Source organism: Selenomonas sp. AE3005 (assembly GCF_000686945.1).
Taxonomy (GTDB): Bacteria; Bacillota; Negativicutes; order Selenomonadales; family Selenomonadaceae; genus Selenomonas_A.
This window is the reverse complement of sequence record NZ_JMME01000005.1, coordinates 144589-163696: the sequence shown is the minus strand read 5'-3', so window position 1 is coordinate 163696 and position 19108 is coordinate 144589. Positions and strand designations below refer to the sequence as shown.

Genomic DNA, 19108 nt, shown 5'->3' with positions numbered 1-19108 from the left:
CTCCTCAATCACTACTGCATATACGGCGCGGTAAACTCGCGCACTGTTTTAAAATAGAGTTTTTCATCCTTCTGACAGGCCACTCCATGCACCGCGTCATGGATAAGCAGCATCATTTTGTCCGGGGCCTTGGCATTGCGGTACAACTGTTCGCACATGGCCGGCGGCACTAAAGCGTCCTTAGTGCCATGAATGAACAACAGCGGCACCCGGGAGTGCATTACTGCTACCTCCGGCACAGCCCGGTTAAGACTGAAACCGGCCACCTGCTGGCAGCGCCAGTCCAAAAGGTTCATGGCCGGGAATGCCGGCAGGCCCAAGGATTCCTGAATTTGGTGTACCAACAGGTCAAAGGCGCTGGTATAACCGCTTTCCTCCACACAGGCCACAACATTTTCCGGCAAATCATCATCATCGCAGGCCATCATCACCGTGGCCGCCCCCATGGACACACCATGCAGAATGATTTTGGCCTCCGGATAATAAAGCGCTATCCGTTTGGCCCAGTCCACCACATCAACGCTTTCCCGATAGCCTAAAGTCAGATAACGCCCCTCACTTTTGCCGGACGCCCGTAAGTCAGGCGTCAGCACATGATAGCCCTGCCGCAGGTAATGCGTGGCCAGATAGTAGGAATTTTCCTGCGTACAGCCGTAACCATGGGCAATAATCACCCATTTGTTGCTGGCCTTGCCCTCTTCGGGATAAAAATGCGTAGCTTTAAGCTGCAGCTTGTCCCTCGCGGTCAAAGTCCATTCTTCATTGGTAAAATCCGGCTTATCGTAATGCCTGGCCTCCGGCGGCATAATCAAAGCATAGGCCCGGGGCGGCTCCTGCGGATTGTCCACCGTACCACGCTCCAAACCAAAATGCACGGCATAATTGCCAACAAAATATCCTGTCCCCATGACAAAAGCCGCCAGCACTACAATAGTAGTGAAAACAGCTGTCACGAGACAGGATAACAATATCTTATGCATGGAATCACCTTTCATGACACTCTATCCTATCTTCGTCAAGAAACATGAATCCATTATAACGCTATAGTACATATTTTGCCACTAGCAAAATATGCAAATCTGCATTTCAACACGACAATTTAAAAGTGGCTGACTTTTGACTTGTCAGCCGCTTGCTAAATCACTAACGTCAGCCGGTTTTCATCACCGCTGGCCAGATAGCGGCGGTAGGGCAGGTTTGCTGTCACAGACTCGATAAAGTACTCTCTAAAGGAATAGCTGCCTGACTGCGCTGTTTTGAGTATATCATAAGGCTGGCCGTTGTCGCGGACCAGCAGGGTTATTTTACCGTTGGGATTACGGTCTAAAAGCAGGGATATTTCCAGCTGGAAGTTTTGCCCTGCTGCCCGTTCTGCCGCATGCAGACCAATTTCTTCCACACACAGGGACAGCAGCATGCACCGCGAGGATGGGATATTTCTCGCCGCCAGCACTTCCGCCACCTGCCTGGAAATCTCCATAACCTCTTCCTTAACAGAATCAATATCATAAGAATACTGCCGAGCGAGCTGTTCCTTGTCCAAAAACAGCCAGCCGCTGCGGCCTGCCAGCAGGTAATTCAGTCCCCAAGCCGCTAAAAACGCGCCGCCCGTCCCCAGCCACATGCCATTTAACGAATGGGCTGCACCGCATTGCATACCGATATAAGGCAGCCCCAGCAGCAGCATGAGTTTCACCAAGGCACCATAATTACGTTTTTCTATATAGATGTAGTAGTTACTGTACATGAGCGTCGTGCCCAAAAAGGCCGTAAACAGCAGGAAACAACGTATAGCGGCCGCAGTTTCCTGTACCATGACCTGCTCCCTGACACCGAACAGCAGCGGCAGAACTTCGGCCAGGGCCATGCCCAGGACAGTTACCAGCAGGCTGATAAACACCGTCATTTTTATGCCGATATCCATGGTCTTTTGAATACTATGCAGGTTTTGCTCGGCATAATACTGGCAAACCATGGGCTGCAAGCAGTCCACCACGCCCGTATAGAGCGCCACAATAAGCGTCAACAGGTTCACCACCACCGTGACCACAATGATATGCGCCTCCCCAAAATGCGACAGCACACAGGAGGACAAAGCCACGGGGAGCAGGGCCAGCAGCAGCGTATCCATGGAATGATAGCAGCTGTACCAGATTCCCCACAAAACCTCTTTGACGTTCAGATACCAACAAAAATGTACCCGGCTGCGGCCGCCGCGCAGGTAGTAAAGCTGCACCACCACCGACGCTGCCAGGCCGCTGGTGCTGGCAATGCCTACGCCCATAACGCCGATTTGCAGGCAGAGAACAATATCCAGCACAAAATTGACCACAAAGGTGCAGACAGCGCCGATTACACAAACCTGTTCCTGCCCTTCTGCCACAAACACCGTGTAAAAAAAGACATTCAGAAACATAAACGGCGCGTAAAGATAAAGGCCATCGTAATAAGCGCCGGCGAAATCGAGCAACTGTGGTGAAATACGCCAAAAGGACAGGAGCTCGTCACGGAAACAGTACATACCAATGGTAAATAAAAATCCTGTGACCAGCGCCAGCATTACCCCCATGCTGAACAGCCGGTCTACCTGCCGGCGGTCACCGCGCCCCTGCGCATAGGACAGTTTCATCACCAGGCCATCAGCTATTATATAGCTCATGAAGATGATGAAGGTGACCAGGGGAAACACGAGGGTTATCCCCATAACGGCCCCTTCCCCGACCAGCTGGCCGGCCGCTACATTGTCCGTCAGTATCAGCAGATAGGCACTCATCATGGAAAACATCGCGGCTTTAAACACCAGCCAGAATCTGGTGGATATCACTGTCCTCTTCCCCGGCAAAAGCCAGCTGCTCACGCCAAAATCTCCGCTATGCTGCGGTCTTCAGCCTGCAAGGCCAGCACCATTTCATCGATGAGCGCGGCATAGCGTTCCATAGATTCATCGGTATAACGGCTGCCATCAAAGGCCAGTGTCAGCTGATAGTTGCCATCATGCAGCACAGATACAACTATATCCAAAACATTCTCCGCCGCTGACCGCTTGTTGGCCGGCATTTCCACAATCTGACTGGTCGTCCCGTCCAGGGAGTACGCCGCATTGATATCCGTATCCTTCTGCAGGATAAAGCTGGCACATTCCCCTTCGAGGTCGTCCCTATAAACTTCATCCAGACCTTTGCCATAGGATATACCTTCGTTGATACGTTCTTCCAGTCCGGTCAGGAACTGACCAACCTGCATATCCTGACTAAAATCCCATCTGATAGGATATTGATTAAGCATCAGTCCCATAATACGCATTTCCTGAACTGTCGTCCGGGCATTATGCACCCAGCTCATAATAACATCCTTCTCACCTGTCACCTTAGCCATCGCCAGCATGGACGCCGCCAGCATAAAGGTATTTTCGCTATAGGCTTGCTTGTTGGTGAAGAAGTCCTTATGAATATTGCCGAGCTGACACTGTACACAGCCCTGCTGCCAGTTATCATGCTGCTGTTGGTCCACAGGCGGCAGGTGCTTTTGCACGTCAAAGCCGGCCAGCACATTCTGCCAGTAGCGATGAGCCTCCTCCTGCCCGGCGGCCAGTTCCTTGGCCTCCTCCCACACGTACTCAGCATAGCTGGCCCGTTTGCGGCTGACATTTTTGCCCTGATAGCGTTTATTCAATTCACGCCAGAACAACACCACAATGGCCAGTCCATCCATAATGGCATGATAGAAATCCGCGTAAATATATTTTCCCGATGGCGTCAGCATGAGATAAATACGATAGAGAGGACTATTGATAAGCGTATAGGGCATTTTCAGTTCCTGTTTGCGCTGTTCAAAAGCCTGCTCCGAAAGTATTTCCACCCGTACCTTAGGCACATCACCATCAAAACGCTGGCAAATCTCCCCCGTATCGGGATGGAAGCACAGCCGGCAGCGGAAAATATCATAAGCTGTCAGCAAGTCATTAAGTGCCACAGCCAGACGTTCCAGGTCAATGGCCTCATCCAGTTTCATCAGGGCACCATTATTCATCATTGTAGAATCCGCCTTGCGGAAATGCGTATCCACCAGCCAGCGCTGCACAGGGCGCAAAGGATAAAAACCGTCAGCCGGGGCAGACACATCGCTTTCCGTCTGGTTACTGTATACTATTTCCAGCAGATTTACAAAGCCGGTAACTTTAAAAACTTCCACCAGGGACTGCTGCGGGTCCTTAATCACGAGCTTTTTATCCTGCTTAACAGCCTGTTTTTTAGCCAGCAGCAGCGAACGCAGCCCAGCCGAGGAAATATATTCAACATCGGAAAAATCAAGTTCGGCTGACTCTACCTCTTCCGGCAGCTCCATAAATTCCCGGTCAAAATCATCCACCGTCAGAGCATCCAAGCTCCCCGACAACGTCACAAATAATTGCTTACCATTTATTTTCTTTATTATTTCAAGACTCATAATGAATCACTCCCTTAATCTATATAGCATTATATAGGCATACATCTTACTATATTACAAATTAGTCATTTTTCCAACTGTTTTATTCCCGTTTAAATTCATTTTGTTGAACATTTATATAAAACACAATCATTTTAAATGCAGATAAATTGCAGTTTGACGTTTGGTGCGTGCTTATTTTTATTTGTTACAGCTCAGTGGTGTGGAGGTGGTAATACTTTTCGCTGTGACAGGGAACAAGCACATCGATGTTCTTGTAACGGGAGCAACGGGTTCGTAGCAATTGTAAATACCGTAGCTGGGGGCGAACGGGGGAGTGATTTTTATGCGGGGAGCGACTGCCTGAGCGCAGCGAAGGCCGGCACACTGTAGTCAATCGCTAAGCAACTACGTTGAAAGGAGCGCCGTTGGCCTGCCCGGCGCAGGTAACTGGACAAGATTATTTCCCGAGGTGTGTCGTTCAGCGGAGGCAGAAAAATTACTCTCCCGTGAACCCCAGGCTCGCATGAACGAGATATTTTTAAGAACGTATTGACCGTCAAACTGCAATTTACAACAAAAATCCGATGACAATGTAGCCATCGGATTTTTGAACTTTAATTTTATTTTCCGGCCTGCATGCGGTTAATCGCACTGACCAATGCCTGAATCGACGCGGTGATAATATCCGTATCCATACCGGCACCCCAGTGAATCTTATCCTGTTCATCCTTGATACCAATATAAGCAATAGCCTTCGAATGCTGGCCAATTTCCAAAGCATGCTCGCTGTATGTGAGGTCTTTGTACTTTATGCCGAGATTTTTCTGCAGGGCATTGGACACAGCGTCCAGTCGGCCGTTGCCCTTGGCCACAAACGTTTCCTGCTCGCCATTGACCTTGATATCCACAGTACCAGAACGCGTGCCGTCCGGTGCTTTTTTCAGCAGGAAGTCCACCAGTTCATACGGCTCAACCACATTTACATACTCATGCTGGAAAATCTGATAGATTTCATCCGGCATAAGCTCTTTATGCTTGTGGTCAGAAACCGACTTGACGCAATAACCGAAGTCCTCGCGCATTTTCTTGGGCATGTCGATACCGTATTTCTGTTCCATGATGAAACCCACGCCGCCCTTGCCGGACTGGCTGTTGATACGGATAACATCGCCATCGTATTCCCGTCCCACGTCCTGCGGGTCGATATAAAGATACGGCAGCGTCCATTTGTCGGGATTCTTTTCTTCCTTCCACTTCATGCCCTTGGCAATAGCGTCCTGATGTGAACCCGAGAACGCCGCAAAGACGAGTTTGCCGGCATAGGGCTGACGATAGCTGACCTGCATACGCGTCAGACGTTCATAAGTGTCAACCAGCTCTGCCATATTGGAGAAATTCAGGCCCGGGTCCACGCCCAATGCAAACATATTCATGCCCACGGTCACGATATCCACATTACCCGTGCGCTCGCCATTGCCAAACAGCGTGCCTTCCACGCGGTCAGCACCTGCCAACAGGCCCATTTCCGTATCGGCTACACCACAGCCGCGGTCATTGTGGGGATGGAGGGACAGCACCACATTGTCACGGTACTTCAAGTTTTTATTTATGTACGCCACCTGCATAGCATAAACATGCGGCATGGACATTTCCACCGTTACCGGCAGGTTGATGATGGCCTTGCGGTCAGCAGTCGGCTGCCAGACATCAAGCACAGCATTGCAGACTTCCAGCGCATATTCCGGTTCTGTCCCCGTGAAGGACTCCGGCGAATACTCGAAACGATAGTTTGCTCCGGCCTCTTCCGTGAGCTTTTTGAGAAGCTTGGCACCTTCCACGGCAATTTCCTTGATTTCTTCCTTGGACTTGCGGAACACCTGTTCACGCTGCGCCACGGAAGTGGAATTGTAAACATGCACGATGGCATTCTTTACACCTTTGAGCGCCTCAAACGTCTTACGAATGATATGTTCACGCGCCTGCGTCAGTACCTGAATGGTCACATCGTCGGGAATGAGGTCATCTTCCACCAGCCGGCGCAGAAACTCATATTCAGTTTCCGAGGCCGCCGGGAAACCAACTTCAATCTCCTTGAAGCCGACTTTCAGCAGCATTTTGTAAAACTCCAGCTTTTCATCCAGATTCATGGGAATAATCAGCGCCTGATTACCGTCACGCATATCGACACTGCACCAAACGGGTGCTTTATCCGGCGCGTCCTTCTTTGCCCATTCCAAATCAATTTCCGGCGGCATGAAATAGCCTTTGCTATACTTTTGATAGTTCATCATCGACTTCTTCCCCTCCATAAAATAATAGCCTTCCCCCTCCTCCTGCTGAGGAGACGAAAGGCCATGCATTACGCATTTCCCTGTGTCGTATACTACAATAACACACAGAGCCATTTTTTGCAAGTAAATTATGTAATTATGTAAACTTCCATATCTAAGCGTCAGAGCCTGTCAGCCAACCGTATTGCGAATAGCTGTGCAGTTTTCCTCATAAAGGCGCTGCACCTCCTGCGCCAAAGGTTCAATCTCCGCACGACTCTTATGCTGCTTAATTGCCTTCACTGTATTGTCGGCCGCCTTGAACAGACTCATCAGACTAAGATTTCCTGCCGTCCCCTTCAGTGTATGGACGCATTTCCCAGCTTTTTCCATATCACCATCAGCAAAGGCCTGAGCAAAGTCTGCATACGAGCCATCATCCAGGAATTTCAGGAGGAATTTGTGATACAGGGCAACATTGCCCATGAACCGTTCCAATCCCTTATTGTAGTCAACACCAACATCACAGAGAACTTGCTTTATTTCCAGCTGATCCATCTGTTTCGCATCCTTTCGTCATTGCTGCTGCATCTTCTACTGCTATTATTCTCGTAAGCCCCTGTGTTTTCCTGCCATTTAAAAAATAAAGTTATTTATTCTACGCGGCGGTCCTCACCATCAGTCATGACTTTTTTCCAGCCGTAATACTGCGCGTACATTAGATTATGACTGCCCTCGGGACGCGGTTCCAAATCCGAACCCCAGGCCAGAATATCCGTATTCCAGGTCACGCAGCCGAGGTACTCGCAAAGCTCGTCAGCCATGGGCATTACGTCTATCTGATGCACCACGACCAAATCCTGCTCTCTATGCGCATTGATATAATCAATACGGCCCAGCCATTGCTGGCGTACATCCCATTCCACCGTACAGTAAAGCGCGGCCGTAACCAGCCACAAGGCCAGGCAGGCAGAAAGTGCCGCCCGGCAGGCAGTCTTATACCGCTGATAGAATTCATCCTTACGGGGCAGCAGTTCCTTTAATGACGTCACTGACGCAGCTATCACCGCTGCGGTGGAGAAAAAGCCTGCCCGGGCTGGAGCTACCGGCACAAAAAGCATAACAATCATCACGCTCAAAGCGCCGCCCACCATGACCGCCTGAAATCTGGTGAATTTGTTCCAACGCTGTCCTGCCGGCAGCTGCCAGACATAAATGCCCAGCAAGGCCAATAGTGGCAGCCACATTTTCGTCACCGGCCAGAAACATTCCACGAAATTTATCTTAAACATGAGCGGTGTCCAGTACATATCTGCCGGCAGGCCGGGATTATATTCATACAGACGCTGCAATTCCAGCCGCACCATTTCCCCCGGGGCCTTCACGAGCATGATTCCGCCAATGCACAAGCAGATAAAGCCGGCCACCATCCAGGGCTGCAGCTGTTTTTGCCGTTTGAAGTACCACAGGGCAAACAACGTTATAAAACCGGCTGCCGCCGCGCCGGTTTCCACCGACCAGCCAGCACACAGACCGCTTACAGCCATCAAAGGAACTGTCCACTGCGGGGGCTTTTCCCAGAAATCAGCGTGCCAGTACTTTAAGGCAAAAGGCAGCAGGAACAGGAATTCCAGCAGGCCCATCCAGAGAAAAACACAGCTGCCGCACATCCACAGTGTCGTCAGGAAAGGGTCCGGCAGGAGAAACCAAAAAGCCAGCACCAGCCAGAGCATATACGTACTATTCATCGCTTTCATGGACAAACCTGTACCAATGCGGAACAACAGCAACAGCAGTCCGCCGAATACGAGCGTGTTCAGCACATTAAAGATTTCCTTGCCCTGCCAGGCGAAGAACTGCGTAAGGCCGATACCTAAAATCCGTCCGCCCCAGGTCATATAATGTGACCACTGGCTGATTACAATATCATAAAATGATGTAATGCGCTGCCGCGGCCCTACACCGTCCAAAAGGTTGCCCCTGTCGGCCCCATCCCAAATAAAGGCATAGGGTATATCATCAGATACAAGGGGCAGCATACTGTTACGCACAAAAAACAAGCCCAAAAACACCAGTAAAATCATTGGCCATGATTGTAATTTTTTTACCATTCAAATGTCTCCCCATATTTTCCCCAGTCAATTTGTTTATCAATGACAATCCCCTTCAGCCCATGATATTGCGCATAAACATTGGAACGATTGTCCCTGGGGTTGCTTTCCAAATCAGCGCCAAATATCAACAGACTTTCTGTCAGGGAACGATTGCCGGTGATTTTGTCCAAATGCCAGGGGATTTCAATCGCGGGCACCACCACAGGGTCATCCTGCCGGTGTTCACTGATAATCTTTTCCCGTTCGGCCCACTGCTGGCTGTACGATGTTTCTATCGTCAGGCACAGGGCCATTGCCACCAGCCACGCGCCCAACGCCGTGAATCCCAGCACCGCTGCGCCCAGCCGAATTTTCGGCACCTGCATACATTTTTCTGCCAGCAGCGGCATGAGTGCACGCAGGGCAGCTGTTGAGGCTGCCAACAGGAAAATCACACTATGATAAGCACCATGCGCACGAAAATCCGGGGAAAACATCATCGCACACAGAACCAGAACGCTGCCTGCCGTAAACAGCAGCATGTAGCGTTTCTCCTGCCTGCTGCACAGCCCATACCGCAGACAGAGCACAATCGGCACAAACAGCGGCAGTTCTCCGATAAATACCGGCAAAAAGCCGGACACAAAATTATACAGGAACATTACCGGTGTCCATAAAAGTTCCGGCGGCATGGTATAATCAGGCGCCAGCTCCTGCATGAGCTTTAACCGCTCCATATTGCCGGGTGCCAGCATCAGCAGGAGCAAGCCAATAACCAGACCGGTCAGGCCCGCCCACTGCCAGCTCCGCAGTTTTTTCTGCTGATAAAATATGACCATAAAGGCCGCCGTCAACAGCAAGGTAACAATACTGGCAGGTTCCATTGACCACCCGGCCAAAAGGCCCACGAACAGCATCAGCGGCACCGCCCCGGCGGACTTATCAAGCGGCAAATCATCCTGCCAGTAAGTCAGCGCAAAGGGCAGCAAAAAAATACATGTCACCACTGCTGTCCAAAGATAGACACAAGCTCCCGTCCGCCATACCATGGTGTAGATATATGAGGGAACAGCAAAAAACAAGCCCAAAAGCAGCCACCACAATGCGGTTTTATTAGTGCGCACATGCTCTGTCCGGCCGGCTGCCAGCCAGTAAAGCACTAACACCAGCAGCACAAAGAACACCGTATTAAACAAGTCAAATAAGAGGCTATGCTGCCAACAGAAAAACTGCACCGCAAACAATGCCGGCACCCGTCCGCCCCAGGTAAAATAATGCGACCATTGCGAGACAACGATATCACTTAGCGAAGTAATTCGCTGCCGCGGCCCTATATCATCCATGAGATTACCGGCATTTGCCCCATCCCAGATAAAAGCATAGGAATAATCATCTCCCACGAGCGGCATCAGGATATTACGCCAGAGGAATACCCCCGCAGCCAAACCGAATAACAACTGCCAGCTCAAGCGCTGCCATAGAGCCTGCCACAGGCCGTACAGCCTGTCAGCCCACAAATTCATTCCATTTATCTCCCCTCATTGACGTTTGTTTTACGTTTAGCCACGGCCACATAGAGCACGGGCACCACCAAAACGCCCAGTACAGTGGCCAGCAGCATACCGCCCACTACGGCGATTCCCATGCTGCTGCGTGCCCCGGAACCTGCCCCCTCAGCCAAAGCCAAGGGCAGACAGCCGGCAATGAAGGCCACCGACGTCATAAGTATCGGACGCAGGCGCAGACGGGCTGCTGTCAGGGCTGCCCGGACTGACGATATACCCCGTAGCTGCCTTTCCCGGGCAAACTCCACAATCAAAATGGCATTTTTGGCCGCCAGGGCCACGACGAGCAGTATACCTATCTGCATATACAAGCTGCCAGGCTGGCCGGCAGCCATTTCCGCCAGCAAGGCGCCGCCAATCCCCACAGGCACGGAAAAGAGCACGGCCCAGGGCAGCCGCCAGGATTCATAAATAAAGGTCAGGCACAGGAATACAAACACCAGTGACAACCCCAGCAGCACTGCCGCATCAGTCTCAGCCTCACGGGCCTGCCGGCTGACGCCTGCCCAGGCCATACTAAAGCCATTGGGAGCAGCCTCCCTGACAATATCTTCCATAGCCGACATCGCCTCGCTGGCAGCATAACCTTCGCCGGGTGTCAGGTCAAAATGGATACTGCGCACACCATCATAACGGCTTATAGCAGCAGGTCCCGATGAATTTTGCGTATGCACCAGCGCGTCCAGCGGTACCATGGTACCCTCATTGTTGCGGACATGCAGGAAACGCAGGGCACTCATTTCATCACGGTAAGCAGTATCGGCCTGCAATACGACCTTGTAAACCTTCCCGAACCGGGTAAAATCATTTAATTCCTCACCGCCGAAATTCACCTGCATGGCGCTGTACACATCAGTCAGGCTAACCCCCAGCAGCTTGGCTTTATCTTCGTCAACCGTAAAATCTGCATAGGGCGAGCCAATGTCAAAATTAACCTCAATGGTATCTATCGCCGGGTGTTCCGTGGCCTTGGCCATAATTTTTCCAACTACCGCCTGCAATTCTTCTTCAGAATGACCGGCTACGTCCTGTAAATGCAGGGACGCGCCGCCCGTCATTCCCAGTTCCGGCAAGGCCGGGGGATTCATAGCCATCACGGCCGCCTCGGGAACAACCTGCTTGGCCTCCGCGTCCACCCAGGCAAGCAAATCATCCAGGCTTTGTCCGGCCGCCAGCCGTTCTGACCAGTCATTCAGGGCCACAAAAAGCACCGCGGCATTAGAACAGGTGTTGTCCGCCAGCAAATCCACACCGCCGATACCAATGACGCCCCTTACAGCCGCATGGCTTTTTATTTTTTCCGACAGGCGGTTCATCGATTCAGTGGTACGGTTCAGGGAACTGCCAGCTGGCAAGGAAATACTGGCCATCACATAGCCCTGGTCCTCCTCCGGCAGAAATTCCTGCGGCATAACCATATACAACGCGGCCGTACCTGCGGTCAGCAGCGCCAGGACTGCCAATGTCAGCCGTCCGCGCCGCAGGCAGTTTCCCAGACACTGCTGATATTTACGCCCCAGCCAGCCCAGCAGCCGGGCAAAGCATAACAACAGCCTGTTAGATTCTGTTTTATGCTCCTGTCCTTTGAGCAGCAGCACGCATAAAGCTGGCGTCAACGTCAAAGCCGTAAAGGCCGAAATGCTCATGGACGCCACAAGTGTCAGGGCAAACTGACGGTAAAGCACACCTGTCATGCCGGATAAAAACGCCACCGGCACAAAAACCGCCGCCAGGACAAAAGCTATCGCTAAAATCGGCGCCTGCACTTCCTGCATCGCTGCTGCGGCCGCCTCTTTTACGGGCAGTCCTTTTTCCGTATGCCGGAACACACTTTCAATGATGACAATGGCGTCGTCCACTACCAGGCCAATAGCCAAAATCAGGGCAAACAAGGTCAGCAGATTAAGTGAGTAGTCACATAGGTAAAAGACAAAAAAGGTAGCTATCAAAGAAACCGGCACCGCCAGCAAAGTTATGAGGGTAGCCCTGGCGCTGCCCAGGAAAAGATACACAATGAGGACCACCAGCAGCAGGGCCTCCCCAAAGGTATAAGCCACTTCCTCCATGGATTTTTTGATAAAGCTGGTCTGGTCAACGACAATGCGATATTCCATGTCGGGAGGGAAGAATTTCTGCGCCTCTGCCAGAATTTTTTTCACCTCACCGATGGTTTCCAGAGCGTTGGCACTATCGGTCAGGGAAATACTGTAAGTCGCGGCCTCCAGACCATCCTGATAGGATACATAACGGGTATCCCGGCGGCCTTCCTCCACTTTGGCCACATCTTTAAGTCTGACAAAATTACCTTTGTCAGCATTTAAAACAATATTGCCAAAATCCTCCGGTGTATGACGGCGGTTCGTTATCCGGCCCGTCAGCTGCTGCTCCTGCTGCCGGCTGGTCGGCATTTTCCCCAGCGCTCCGGCAGCCGGCTGGGCATTCTGCTCCTGTACGGCCGCCAGCACATCAGACACAGCCATTTTTTTTGCAGCCAGTTTGTCCGGCTGCAGCCAAATACGCATAGCATAGTCTTCTGTGTATTCTTCGACATTGCCGACACCGGGAACACGTTTCACCTTATCCAAAAAATATTTTTTGGCATAGTTCTGCAAAAAAATGCTGTCGTATGAACCCTTGGGCGAGCATAGCGACATAGCAAACACCATCCCCGGCATGGACCGGCTGGTAGTCACACCAAAGTTTTGCACGGACTGTGGCAAATTGGGCAGAGCCGTCGCAATCCTATTTTGCACACTGGCCGTTGCCACCTCACCGTCAATCCCCGGGGCAAATTCGATATTCAAGGAATAATTCCCGGCGGCATCAGAATTGGACGACATGGTGCGCAGACCTTCCATCCCACGGATTTCCGCCTCAATGATATTGGCCACCGTATCCTGCACCACTGCGGCGTCAGCCCCATGATACGTTGCTGATACCGACACCATCGGCGGCATGATACGGGGATATTCAGCCACCGGCAGCTGAAATGCCGCCACTACTCCCAACAAGGTGAGTAATATCGCCAGCACCACGGCCTGCAGAGGATGTCTGATAAAATACATTGCCACTTACGAAACACCTGCCTTATTTTTTCCCGTTTCAGGCTTTTATTTAAAAAACTGGTCAATAGCTTTATTCAACTGGTCAATGGCCTCTTTATCATTATCCCGGACAGCATCCACAATACAGTGCTCCATGTGGTCTTTGAGGATAATTTTACTGACGCCGTTTATCGCACTCTTTACTGCGGACAACTGGATAAGCACCTCACTGCAGTCCCGGCCGCTTTCCACCATGCCCTTGATGGACTCCAAATGTCCGATAAGCCGCGACATGCGGTTCAGCACCATTTTCGTATGGGCATGACTATGGGTATGTCCATGATGGTGTTCATCGTGGCTATGGGTTACTACCGTCCCATCTTCTAATACATGCGTATGCTGTTCCATATATTTATACAATCTCCCTTTATCGTTTGATTTTAACGTACACATTTTATATATTCTAGCAAATGAGAATTTTTCCTGTCTGCAGGCTAAATAAAACAACATAACAACAGCCGCCCCCAAACAGGACGGCTGCTGCCAAAATATGCAATTATTCAACGGCGATAGTTACAGTTTCCCCATTGATATTCCATTCTTTTTCCGTACCGGAAAGCGTGCCGTATGCCACAGCATCAGCCAGCGTGATTTCTTTAAGGTAATCCTCATTCTGCGCTACGATAGCCTGCAGTTTTTCATTGCCGGCCAGGCTGACCTTGATGTGGTCAGTGACTTCAAAGCCATTTTCCTTGCGCATGGTCTGTACCTTGCTGATGATTTCGCGGACAAAGCCTTCTGCCAGAAGTTCTTCCGTCAGCGTGGTGTCAAGCGCAATGGTCACACCATTGTAACGCTGGCAGTTAAAGCCTTCCGTCTGAGCCATGGAAACTTCCACATCTTCAGTCGTGAGCGCTACATCCCCATCCGACAGGGCGATGACCAGCTTGCCCGTGGAGTCAAGTTCGGTCTTGGCCTTGGAGCCGTTGAGCTTGGAAAGAGCAGCTTTCACTGCGCCAATCTGCTTGCCGACCTTCGGGCCGAGCACGCGGAAGTTCGGTTTAAAGCTGTAGGAGAGGTATTCTTCCATATCTTCCTTAAAGACAACTTCCTTGACGTTGAGTTCGTCTTCGACAATTTCCTTGAAGAAGTCGGAGAGCTCGCGTTCTGCGTTCACATACATGTGAGCCACCGGCTGGCGGTTCTTGATGTTGGTTTCGTTACGGGACGCACGGCCCAGTACCACGATTTCGAGCACGAGTTCCATGTTCTTTTCGAGTTCTTCATCAATCCAGGCCTCGTTGACCACCGGATAATCAGCCAGATGTACGGATTCCGGAGCAGATTTATCAATGCTGCAAACGAGGTTGCGGTAGATGGATTCGGTGATGAACGGTACCAGCGGAGCGGCAGCCTTGGCCGTGGTCACGAGTGCCGTCCAGAGAGTCATGTAAGCGTTAATCTTATCCTGCTCCATGCCCTTGGCCCAGAAACGGGCACGGCTGCGGCGAACATACCAGTTGGACAGTTCGTCCGTGAAAGCCTGCAATGCCTTGGCAGCCTCGGTAACCTTGTAGCTGCCCAGGTCGCTGTCCACTTCCTTGACCATGGTATTGAGGCGGCTCAGCACCCATTTATCCATGACCGACAGTTTGTCGTAGTCGAGCGTGTACTTGGTCGCATCGAAATTGTCGATATTGGCATAGAGCACGAAGAACGCATAAGTATTCCAGAGCGTGCCCATGAACTTGCGCTGGCCTTCCTGTACTGCATCATCATGGAAACGGTTCGGCAGCCACGGCGCACTGTTTTCGTAGAAGTACCAGCGGATAGCGTCAGCGCCATGCTGACCGAGTGCCTGCATGGGGTCAACAGCGTTGCCCTTGGACTTACTCATCTTGCGGCCGTCCTTATCCTGTACATGGCCGAGCACGATGACATTCTTGTACGGTGCCTCATCAAAGAGCAGCGTGGAGATGGCAATCAGCGAATAGAACCAGCCGCGCGTCTGGTCAACGGCCTCGGAAATGAAGTCAGCCGGGAAACGCTTTTCAAAGATTTCCTTGTTCTCAAACGGATAATGCCACTGAGCAAACGGCATGGAACCGGAATCAAACCAGCAGTCGATAACTTCCGGTACACGGTGCATTTCCTTGCCGCATTCCGGGCACTTGATGGTCACGGCGTCAATGTACGGACGGTGCAGTTCGATATCGTCCGGGCAGTTGTCGCTCATTTCCTTGAGTTCAGCAATGGAGCCAATCGTGTGCTGATGGCCGCATTCACATTCCCAAACCGGCAGCGGCGTACCCCAGTAACGGTTACGGGACAGGCCCCAATCCTGCACATGTTCGAGCCAGTCACCGAAACGGCCTTCACCGATGGATTTCGGAATCCAGTTAACCTTGTTGTTGTTGGCAATAAGTTTATCTTTGACATCCGTCATCTTGATAAACCAGGTTTCACGCGCATAGTAGATGAGCGGCGTGTCGCAGCGCCAGCAGTGCGGATAGCTGTGCTCAAACTTCGGCGCCTTGAAGAGCTTGCCGCTCTTTTTGAGGTCGTCGATAATCAGGGGGTCTGCGTCCTTGACGAATACGCCAGCCCAGTCGGTTTCTTCCGTCATTTCGCCCTTGTTGTTTACGAACTGCACGAACGGCATATCGTACTTGCGGCAAACGCGGTTATCGTCCTCACCGAAAGCCGGGGCAATATGAACGATACCCGTACCATCGGAAGTCGTAACATAGTCATCGCAAACCACATAGAACGCTTTTTTCTTGAGTTTGCCGACAGCATAGTCATAAAGCGGTTCATATTCACGGTATTCGAGGTCCTTGCCCTTGTATTTTTCAAGGACTTCACGTTCGCCTTCGACACCTTCAAAGACCGTATCCACAAGGGCCTCGGCCATGTAGTAAACTGTGCCGTCAACCTTGATTTTCACGTAATCCACTTCCGGATTAACGCAGAGGCCGAGGTTGGAGGGCAGCGTCCAGGGAGTCGTCGTCCAGGCGAGGAAGTAAGCGTCCTCGTCTTTTACCTTGAACTTGACCATGGCAGAACGTTCTTTAACGTCCTTATAGCCCTGGGCTACTTCGTGGGAAGACAGCGGGGTGCCGCAGCGCGGGCAGTAAGGAACAACCTTATGGCCCTTGTAGAGCAGGCCCTTCTTCCAGATTTCCTTGAGCGCCCACCATTCGGATTCAATGAAGTCATTTTCATAGGTGATGTAGGGATGTTCCATGTCAGCCCAGAAACCAACGACATCGGAGAATTCTTCCCACATGCCTTTGTATTTCCAAACAGACTCACGGCACTTCTTGATGAACGGCTCAATGCCGTATTCTTCAATCTGTTCCTTGCCGTTGATGCCCACGAGCTTTTCGACTTCGAGCTCTACCGGCAGGCCGTGCGTATCCCAGCCAGCCTTGCGCAGTACCTTCTTGCCCTTCATAGACTGATAACGCGGCAGCATATCCTTGATAACACGCGTCAGCACGTGACCGATATGCGGCTTGCCGTTAGCCGTCGGCGGGCCATCATAGAACGTAAAGGTATCGCAGCCTTCACGCTGGTCAATTGCCTTCTGCGCGATGTTATTTTTCTTCCAGAAATCCAGAACTTCCTTTTCTCTCTCCACGAAGTTCAAATTGGTGTCAACCTTGCTGTACAAACGAACTCCTCCTCCAAAATAAAAAAACCTGCATCCTAAAAACAGGATGCAGGTATACCTACACTTATAAACCACCTATTTTTCACGTACCAACATACGCTATTCCGTAACGGGGAATACCGGCGAAGCTTACTGTCCCCAAGGGATTTCAGCCTGCTGCTCCGAAGTGATTTTCACCGTCCCCTACTCACTACTGGCTTTCACCGGCCCCAGCTCGCTAAAGTTTTCTTTGACGGATACTCTCTTCCTCAACGCATTTACACATTAACAAGTAGTAGTTTATCACACTGACTCTAAAATTTCAAATACTTTTACAAAAAAAATCCTCCCCGAAGGGAGGATTTTACTACTCTTATTCAGCAGTGAACGGCAGCAATGCGATATTGCGTGCACGCTTGATAGCAACGGTCACCTGACGCTGATGCTTAGCGCAGTTGCCGGAGATACGACGGGGTAAAATCTTACCGCGCTCCGTAATGAAGCGGCGGAGTTTTGCTACGTCTTTATAATCGATATGCTCGACCTTGTCTACGCAGAACGAGCAGACTTTTCTACGAGGTCTTCTGCCTCTGTCACGTCTCATCAAAGTAATTCCCTCCTGTCTTAAAATGGGATTTCTTCGTCAGGGATGGACGGACCAAAACCATCACTAGGTGCGGCCGGAGCTGCCGGTGCCGGAGCACCAAAGCCGCCAGCCTGCGGAGCTGCGCCCTTGGAATCCAAGAACTCAACTTCATTAGCTACGATTTCTGTCACATAACGCTTCGAGCCATCCTGTGCATCGTAACTGCGCACCTGAATACGGCCTTCTACTGAAATACGGCGTCCCTTTACCAGATTGTTGCCGCAAACTTCAGCCAGCTTGCTCCACACAACAATGGGAATAAAATCCGCGGTCGGCTGACCATCATTTGCGTCCTTACGGGCAAAGCGACGGTCTACAGCCAAAGTAAAAGTACAAACTGCCGTACCAGACTGCGTATAACGCACTTCCGGGTCACGGGTAAGTCTGCCAATCAGTATAGCCTTATTCATGGTACATCCTCCCTGACACCAAAATGGTGTACTTCTAAATTATTCTTCGTCGTTTTTCACGATCATGTGCTTGAGGATACCGTCAGTAATCTTCATTACACGGTCACACTCTGCTACGCATGCAGGTTCGCAAGTAACGTAGAGCAGTTCATAGAAACCCTCAGTGCAGTCTTTGATCTCATAGGCAAGACGCTTCTTACCCCAACGATCTTCTTTATCGATAGTACCGCCGTTTTCGGTGATGAGCTTAGTGAACTTGCTGATAACAGCGTTCGTAGCTTCCTCTTCCATCGGTTTCACGATAAAAATGACTTCGTACTTTCTCACGAAATCACCTCCCTCTCTGGTCTTTGGCTCCTGCTCGCACAGGAGCAGAGGTTGAAATAGCATTTCAACTCAAAACATTATTTGTCTCACGACTTAAAAAGTATACCATTAACTACCACGCATTGCAAGAGTTTTTTCGCGGATTTCCCCAGCGCCCCCAAATAAAACACTTACTTAAAATGCAGGTTGTAGGTCAATGCGTTCTGAAATTTTTTTGTTACAGCTCAGTCGGGTGGAGGTGGTAATACTTTTCGCTGTTGCACTGAATGTCCCACTAGCAAACGACAGCACTTTTTAGCTACCTTGCGCCGGGCAGGCCAGCGGCGCGATTGTTCATCTCAATATCCAGGGACTATTGTTTGTGGGCCAGTCCTCACTGCGTTCGGACAGTCGTTCCACTGCGAAAAGCATCACCACCTCCGCCCTAAGCGGCGTCCGTGTAAAATGATTATTTCGCTGTGACAGGGAACAAGTACATCGATGTTCTTGTTACGGGAGCAACGAGTTCGTGGCAATTGCACAGGTCGTTTGTGGGGGCGAACGGGGGAGTGATTTTTATGCGGGGAGCGACTGCCTGAGCGCAGCGAAGGCCGGCACACTGTAGTACGCAGCTAAGCAACTACGCTGAAAGGAGCGCCGTTGGCCCGCCCGGCGCAGGTAACTGGACAGC

13 protein-coding genes are annotated in these 19108 nt (G+C 51.0%); all 13 read right to left on the bottom strand.

What is annotated here, in order from left to right; translation table 11 throughout:
• Positions 1 to 11: 11 nt before the first annotated feature.
• The gene (locus tag DL94_RS0104980) at positions 12 to 995 is read right to left on the bottom strand and encodes an alpha/beta hydrolase (RefSeq protein ID WP_231464547.1); all 984 of its coding nucleotides are present in this window, start codon (positions 993 to 995) and stop codon (positions 12 to 14) included.
• A gap of 140 nt (positions 996 to 1135) precedes the next feature.
• Positions 1136 to 2857, bottom strand: coding sequence for an MATE family efflux transporter (locus DL94_RS0104975; protein WP_028129200.1), 1722 nt, complete (start codon positions 2855 to 2857; stop codon positions 1136 to 1138).
• Complete coding sequence (locus tag DL94_RS0104970) at positions 2854 to 4446, bottom strand: anti-sigma factor antagonist (RefSeq protein WP_028129199.1); 1593 nt, start codon at positions 4444 to 4446, stop codon at positions 2854 to 2856. Before DL94_RS0104970 ends, DL94_RS0104975 begins: the two co-directional genes overlap by 4 nt.
• A gap of 602 nt (positions 4447 to 5048) precedes the next feature.
• Complete coding sequence (locus DL94_RS0104965; RefSeq protein ID WP_037371362.1) at positions 5049 to 6716, bottom strand: 2-isopropylmalate synthase; 1668 nt, start codon at positions 6714 to 6716, stop codon at positions 5049 to 5051.
• A gap of 174 nt (positions 6717 to 6890) precedes the next feature.
• Positions 6891 to 7256: an Hpt domain-containing protein gene (locus tag DL94_RS0104960; protein ID WP_051586315.1), complete on the bottom strand. Its 366-nt coding sequence runs from the start codon at positions 7254 to 7256 to the stop codon at positions 6891 to 6893.
• 95 nt (positions 7257 to 7351) lie between these two features.
• A complete protein-coding gene (locus DL94_RS0104955; protein ID WP_028129196.1) occupies positions 7352 to 8809 on the bottom strand; it encodes a DUF3329 domain-containing protein in 1458 nt (485 codons plus the stop codon).
• On the bottom strand, positions 8803 to 10314 hold the full coding sequence (locus DL94_RS0104950) for a DUF3329 domain-containing protein (protein ID WP_028129195.1): 1512 nt from the start codon (positions 10312 to 10314) through the stop codon (positions 8803 to 8805). The genes DL94_RS0104955 and DL94_RS0104950 overlap by 7 nt, the downstream gene beginning before the upstream one ends.
• Before the next feature lie 5 nt (positions 10315 to 10319).
• Complete coding sequence (locus DL94_RS14280) at positions 10320 to 13421, bottom strand: efflux RND transporter permease subunit (RefSeq protein ID WP_051586314.1); 3102 nt, start codon at positions 13419 to 13421, stop codon at positions 10320 to 10322.
• A gap of 45 nt (positions 13422 to 13466) precedes the next feature.
• Positions 13467 to 13808: a metal-sensing transcriptional repressor gene (locus DL94_RS0104940; RefSeq protein WP_081798768.1), complete on the bottom strand. Its 342-nt coding sequence runs from the start codon at positions 13806 to 13808 to the stop codon at positions 13467 to 13469.
• A gap of 148 nt (positions 13809 to 13956) precedes the next feature.
• Entirely contained in the window at positions 13957 to 17076 is a 3120-nt protein-coding gene (ileS, locus tag DL94_RS0104935; protein WP_028129193.1) for an isoleucine--tRNA ligase, read from the bottom strand.
• 352 nt (positions 17077 to 17428) lie between these two features.
• Positions 17429 to 17659, bottom strand: coding sequence for a 30S ribosomal protein S18 (gene rpsR / locus DL94_RS0104930; RefSeq protein ID WP_014425267.1), 231 nt, complete (start codon positions 17657 to 17659; stop codon positions 17429 to 17431).
• Positions 17660 to 17679: 20 nt separating this feature from the next.
• Entirely contained in the window at positions 17680 to 18111 is a 432-nt protein-coding gene (locus DL94_RS0104925) for a single-stranded DNA-binding protein (protein ID WP_028129191.1), read from the bottom strand.
• Positions 18112 to 18150: 39 nt separating this feature from the next.
• On the bottom strand, positions 18151 to 18438 hold the full coding sequence (gene rpsF, locus DL94_RS0104920) for a 30S ribosomal protein S6 (protein ID WP_026765826.1): 288 nt from the start codon (positions 18436 to 18438) through the stop codon (positions 18151 to 18153).
• Between the last annotated feature and the right edge of the window lie 670 nt (positions 18439 to 19108).

Bases quoted from the DNA above. Each gene is read 5' to 3' on its own strand.
- DL94_RS0104925 (WP_028129191.1), bottom strand. From the start codon at position 18,111: ATGAATAAGGCTATACTGATTGGCAGACTTACCCGTGACCCGGAAGTG.
- DL94_RS0104960 (WP_051586315.1), bottom strand. From the start codon at position 7,256: ATGGATCAGCTGGAAATAAAGCAAGTTCTCTGTGATGTTGGTGTTGAC.
- rpsR (WP_014425267.1), bottom strand. From the start codon at position 17,659: ATGAGACGTGACAGAGGCAGAAGACCTCGTAGAAAAGTCTGCTCGTTC.
- DL94_RS0104955 (WP_028129196.1), bottom strand. From the start codon at position 8,809: ATGGTAAAAAAATTACAATCATGGCCAATGATTTTACTGGTGTTTTTG.
- DL94_RS0104970 (WP_028129199.1), bottom strand. From the start codon at position 4,446: ATGAGTCTTGAAATAATAAAGAAAATAAATGGTAAGCAATTATTTGTG.
- DL94_RS14280 (WP_051586314.1), bottom strand. From the start codon at position 13,421: ATGTATTTTATCAGACATCCTCTGCAGGCCGTGGTGCTGGCGATATTA.
- DL94_RS0104950 (WP_028129195.1), bottom strand. From the start codon at position 10,314: ATGAATTTGTGGGCTGACAGGCTGTACGGCCTGTGGCAGGCTCTATGG.
- DL94_RS0104940 (WP_081798768.1), bottom strand. From the start codon at position 13,808: ATGGAACAGCATACGCATGTATTAGAAGATGGGACGGTAGTAACCCAT.
- DL94_RS0104980 (WP_231464547.1), bottom strand. From the start codon at position 995: ATGAAAGGTGATTCCATGCATAAGATATTGTTATCCTGTCTCGTGACA.
- DL94_RS0104965 (WP_037371362.1), bottom strand. From the start codon at position 6,716: ATGAACTATCAAAAGTATAGCAAAGGCTATTTCATGCCGCCGGAAATT.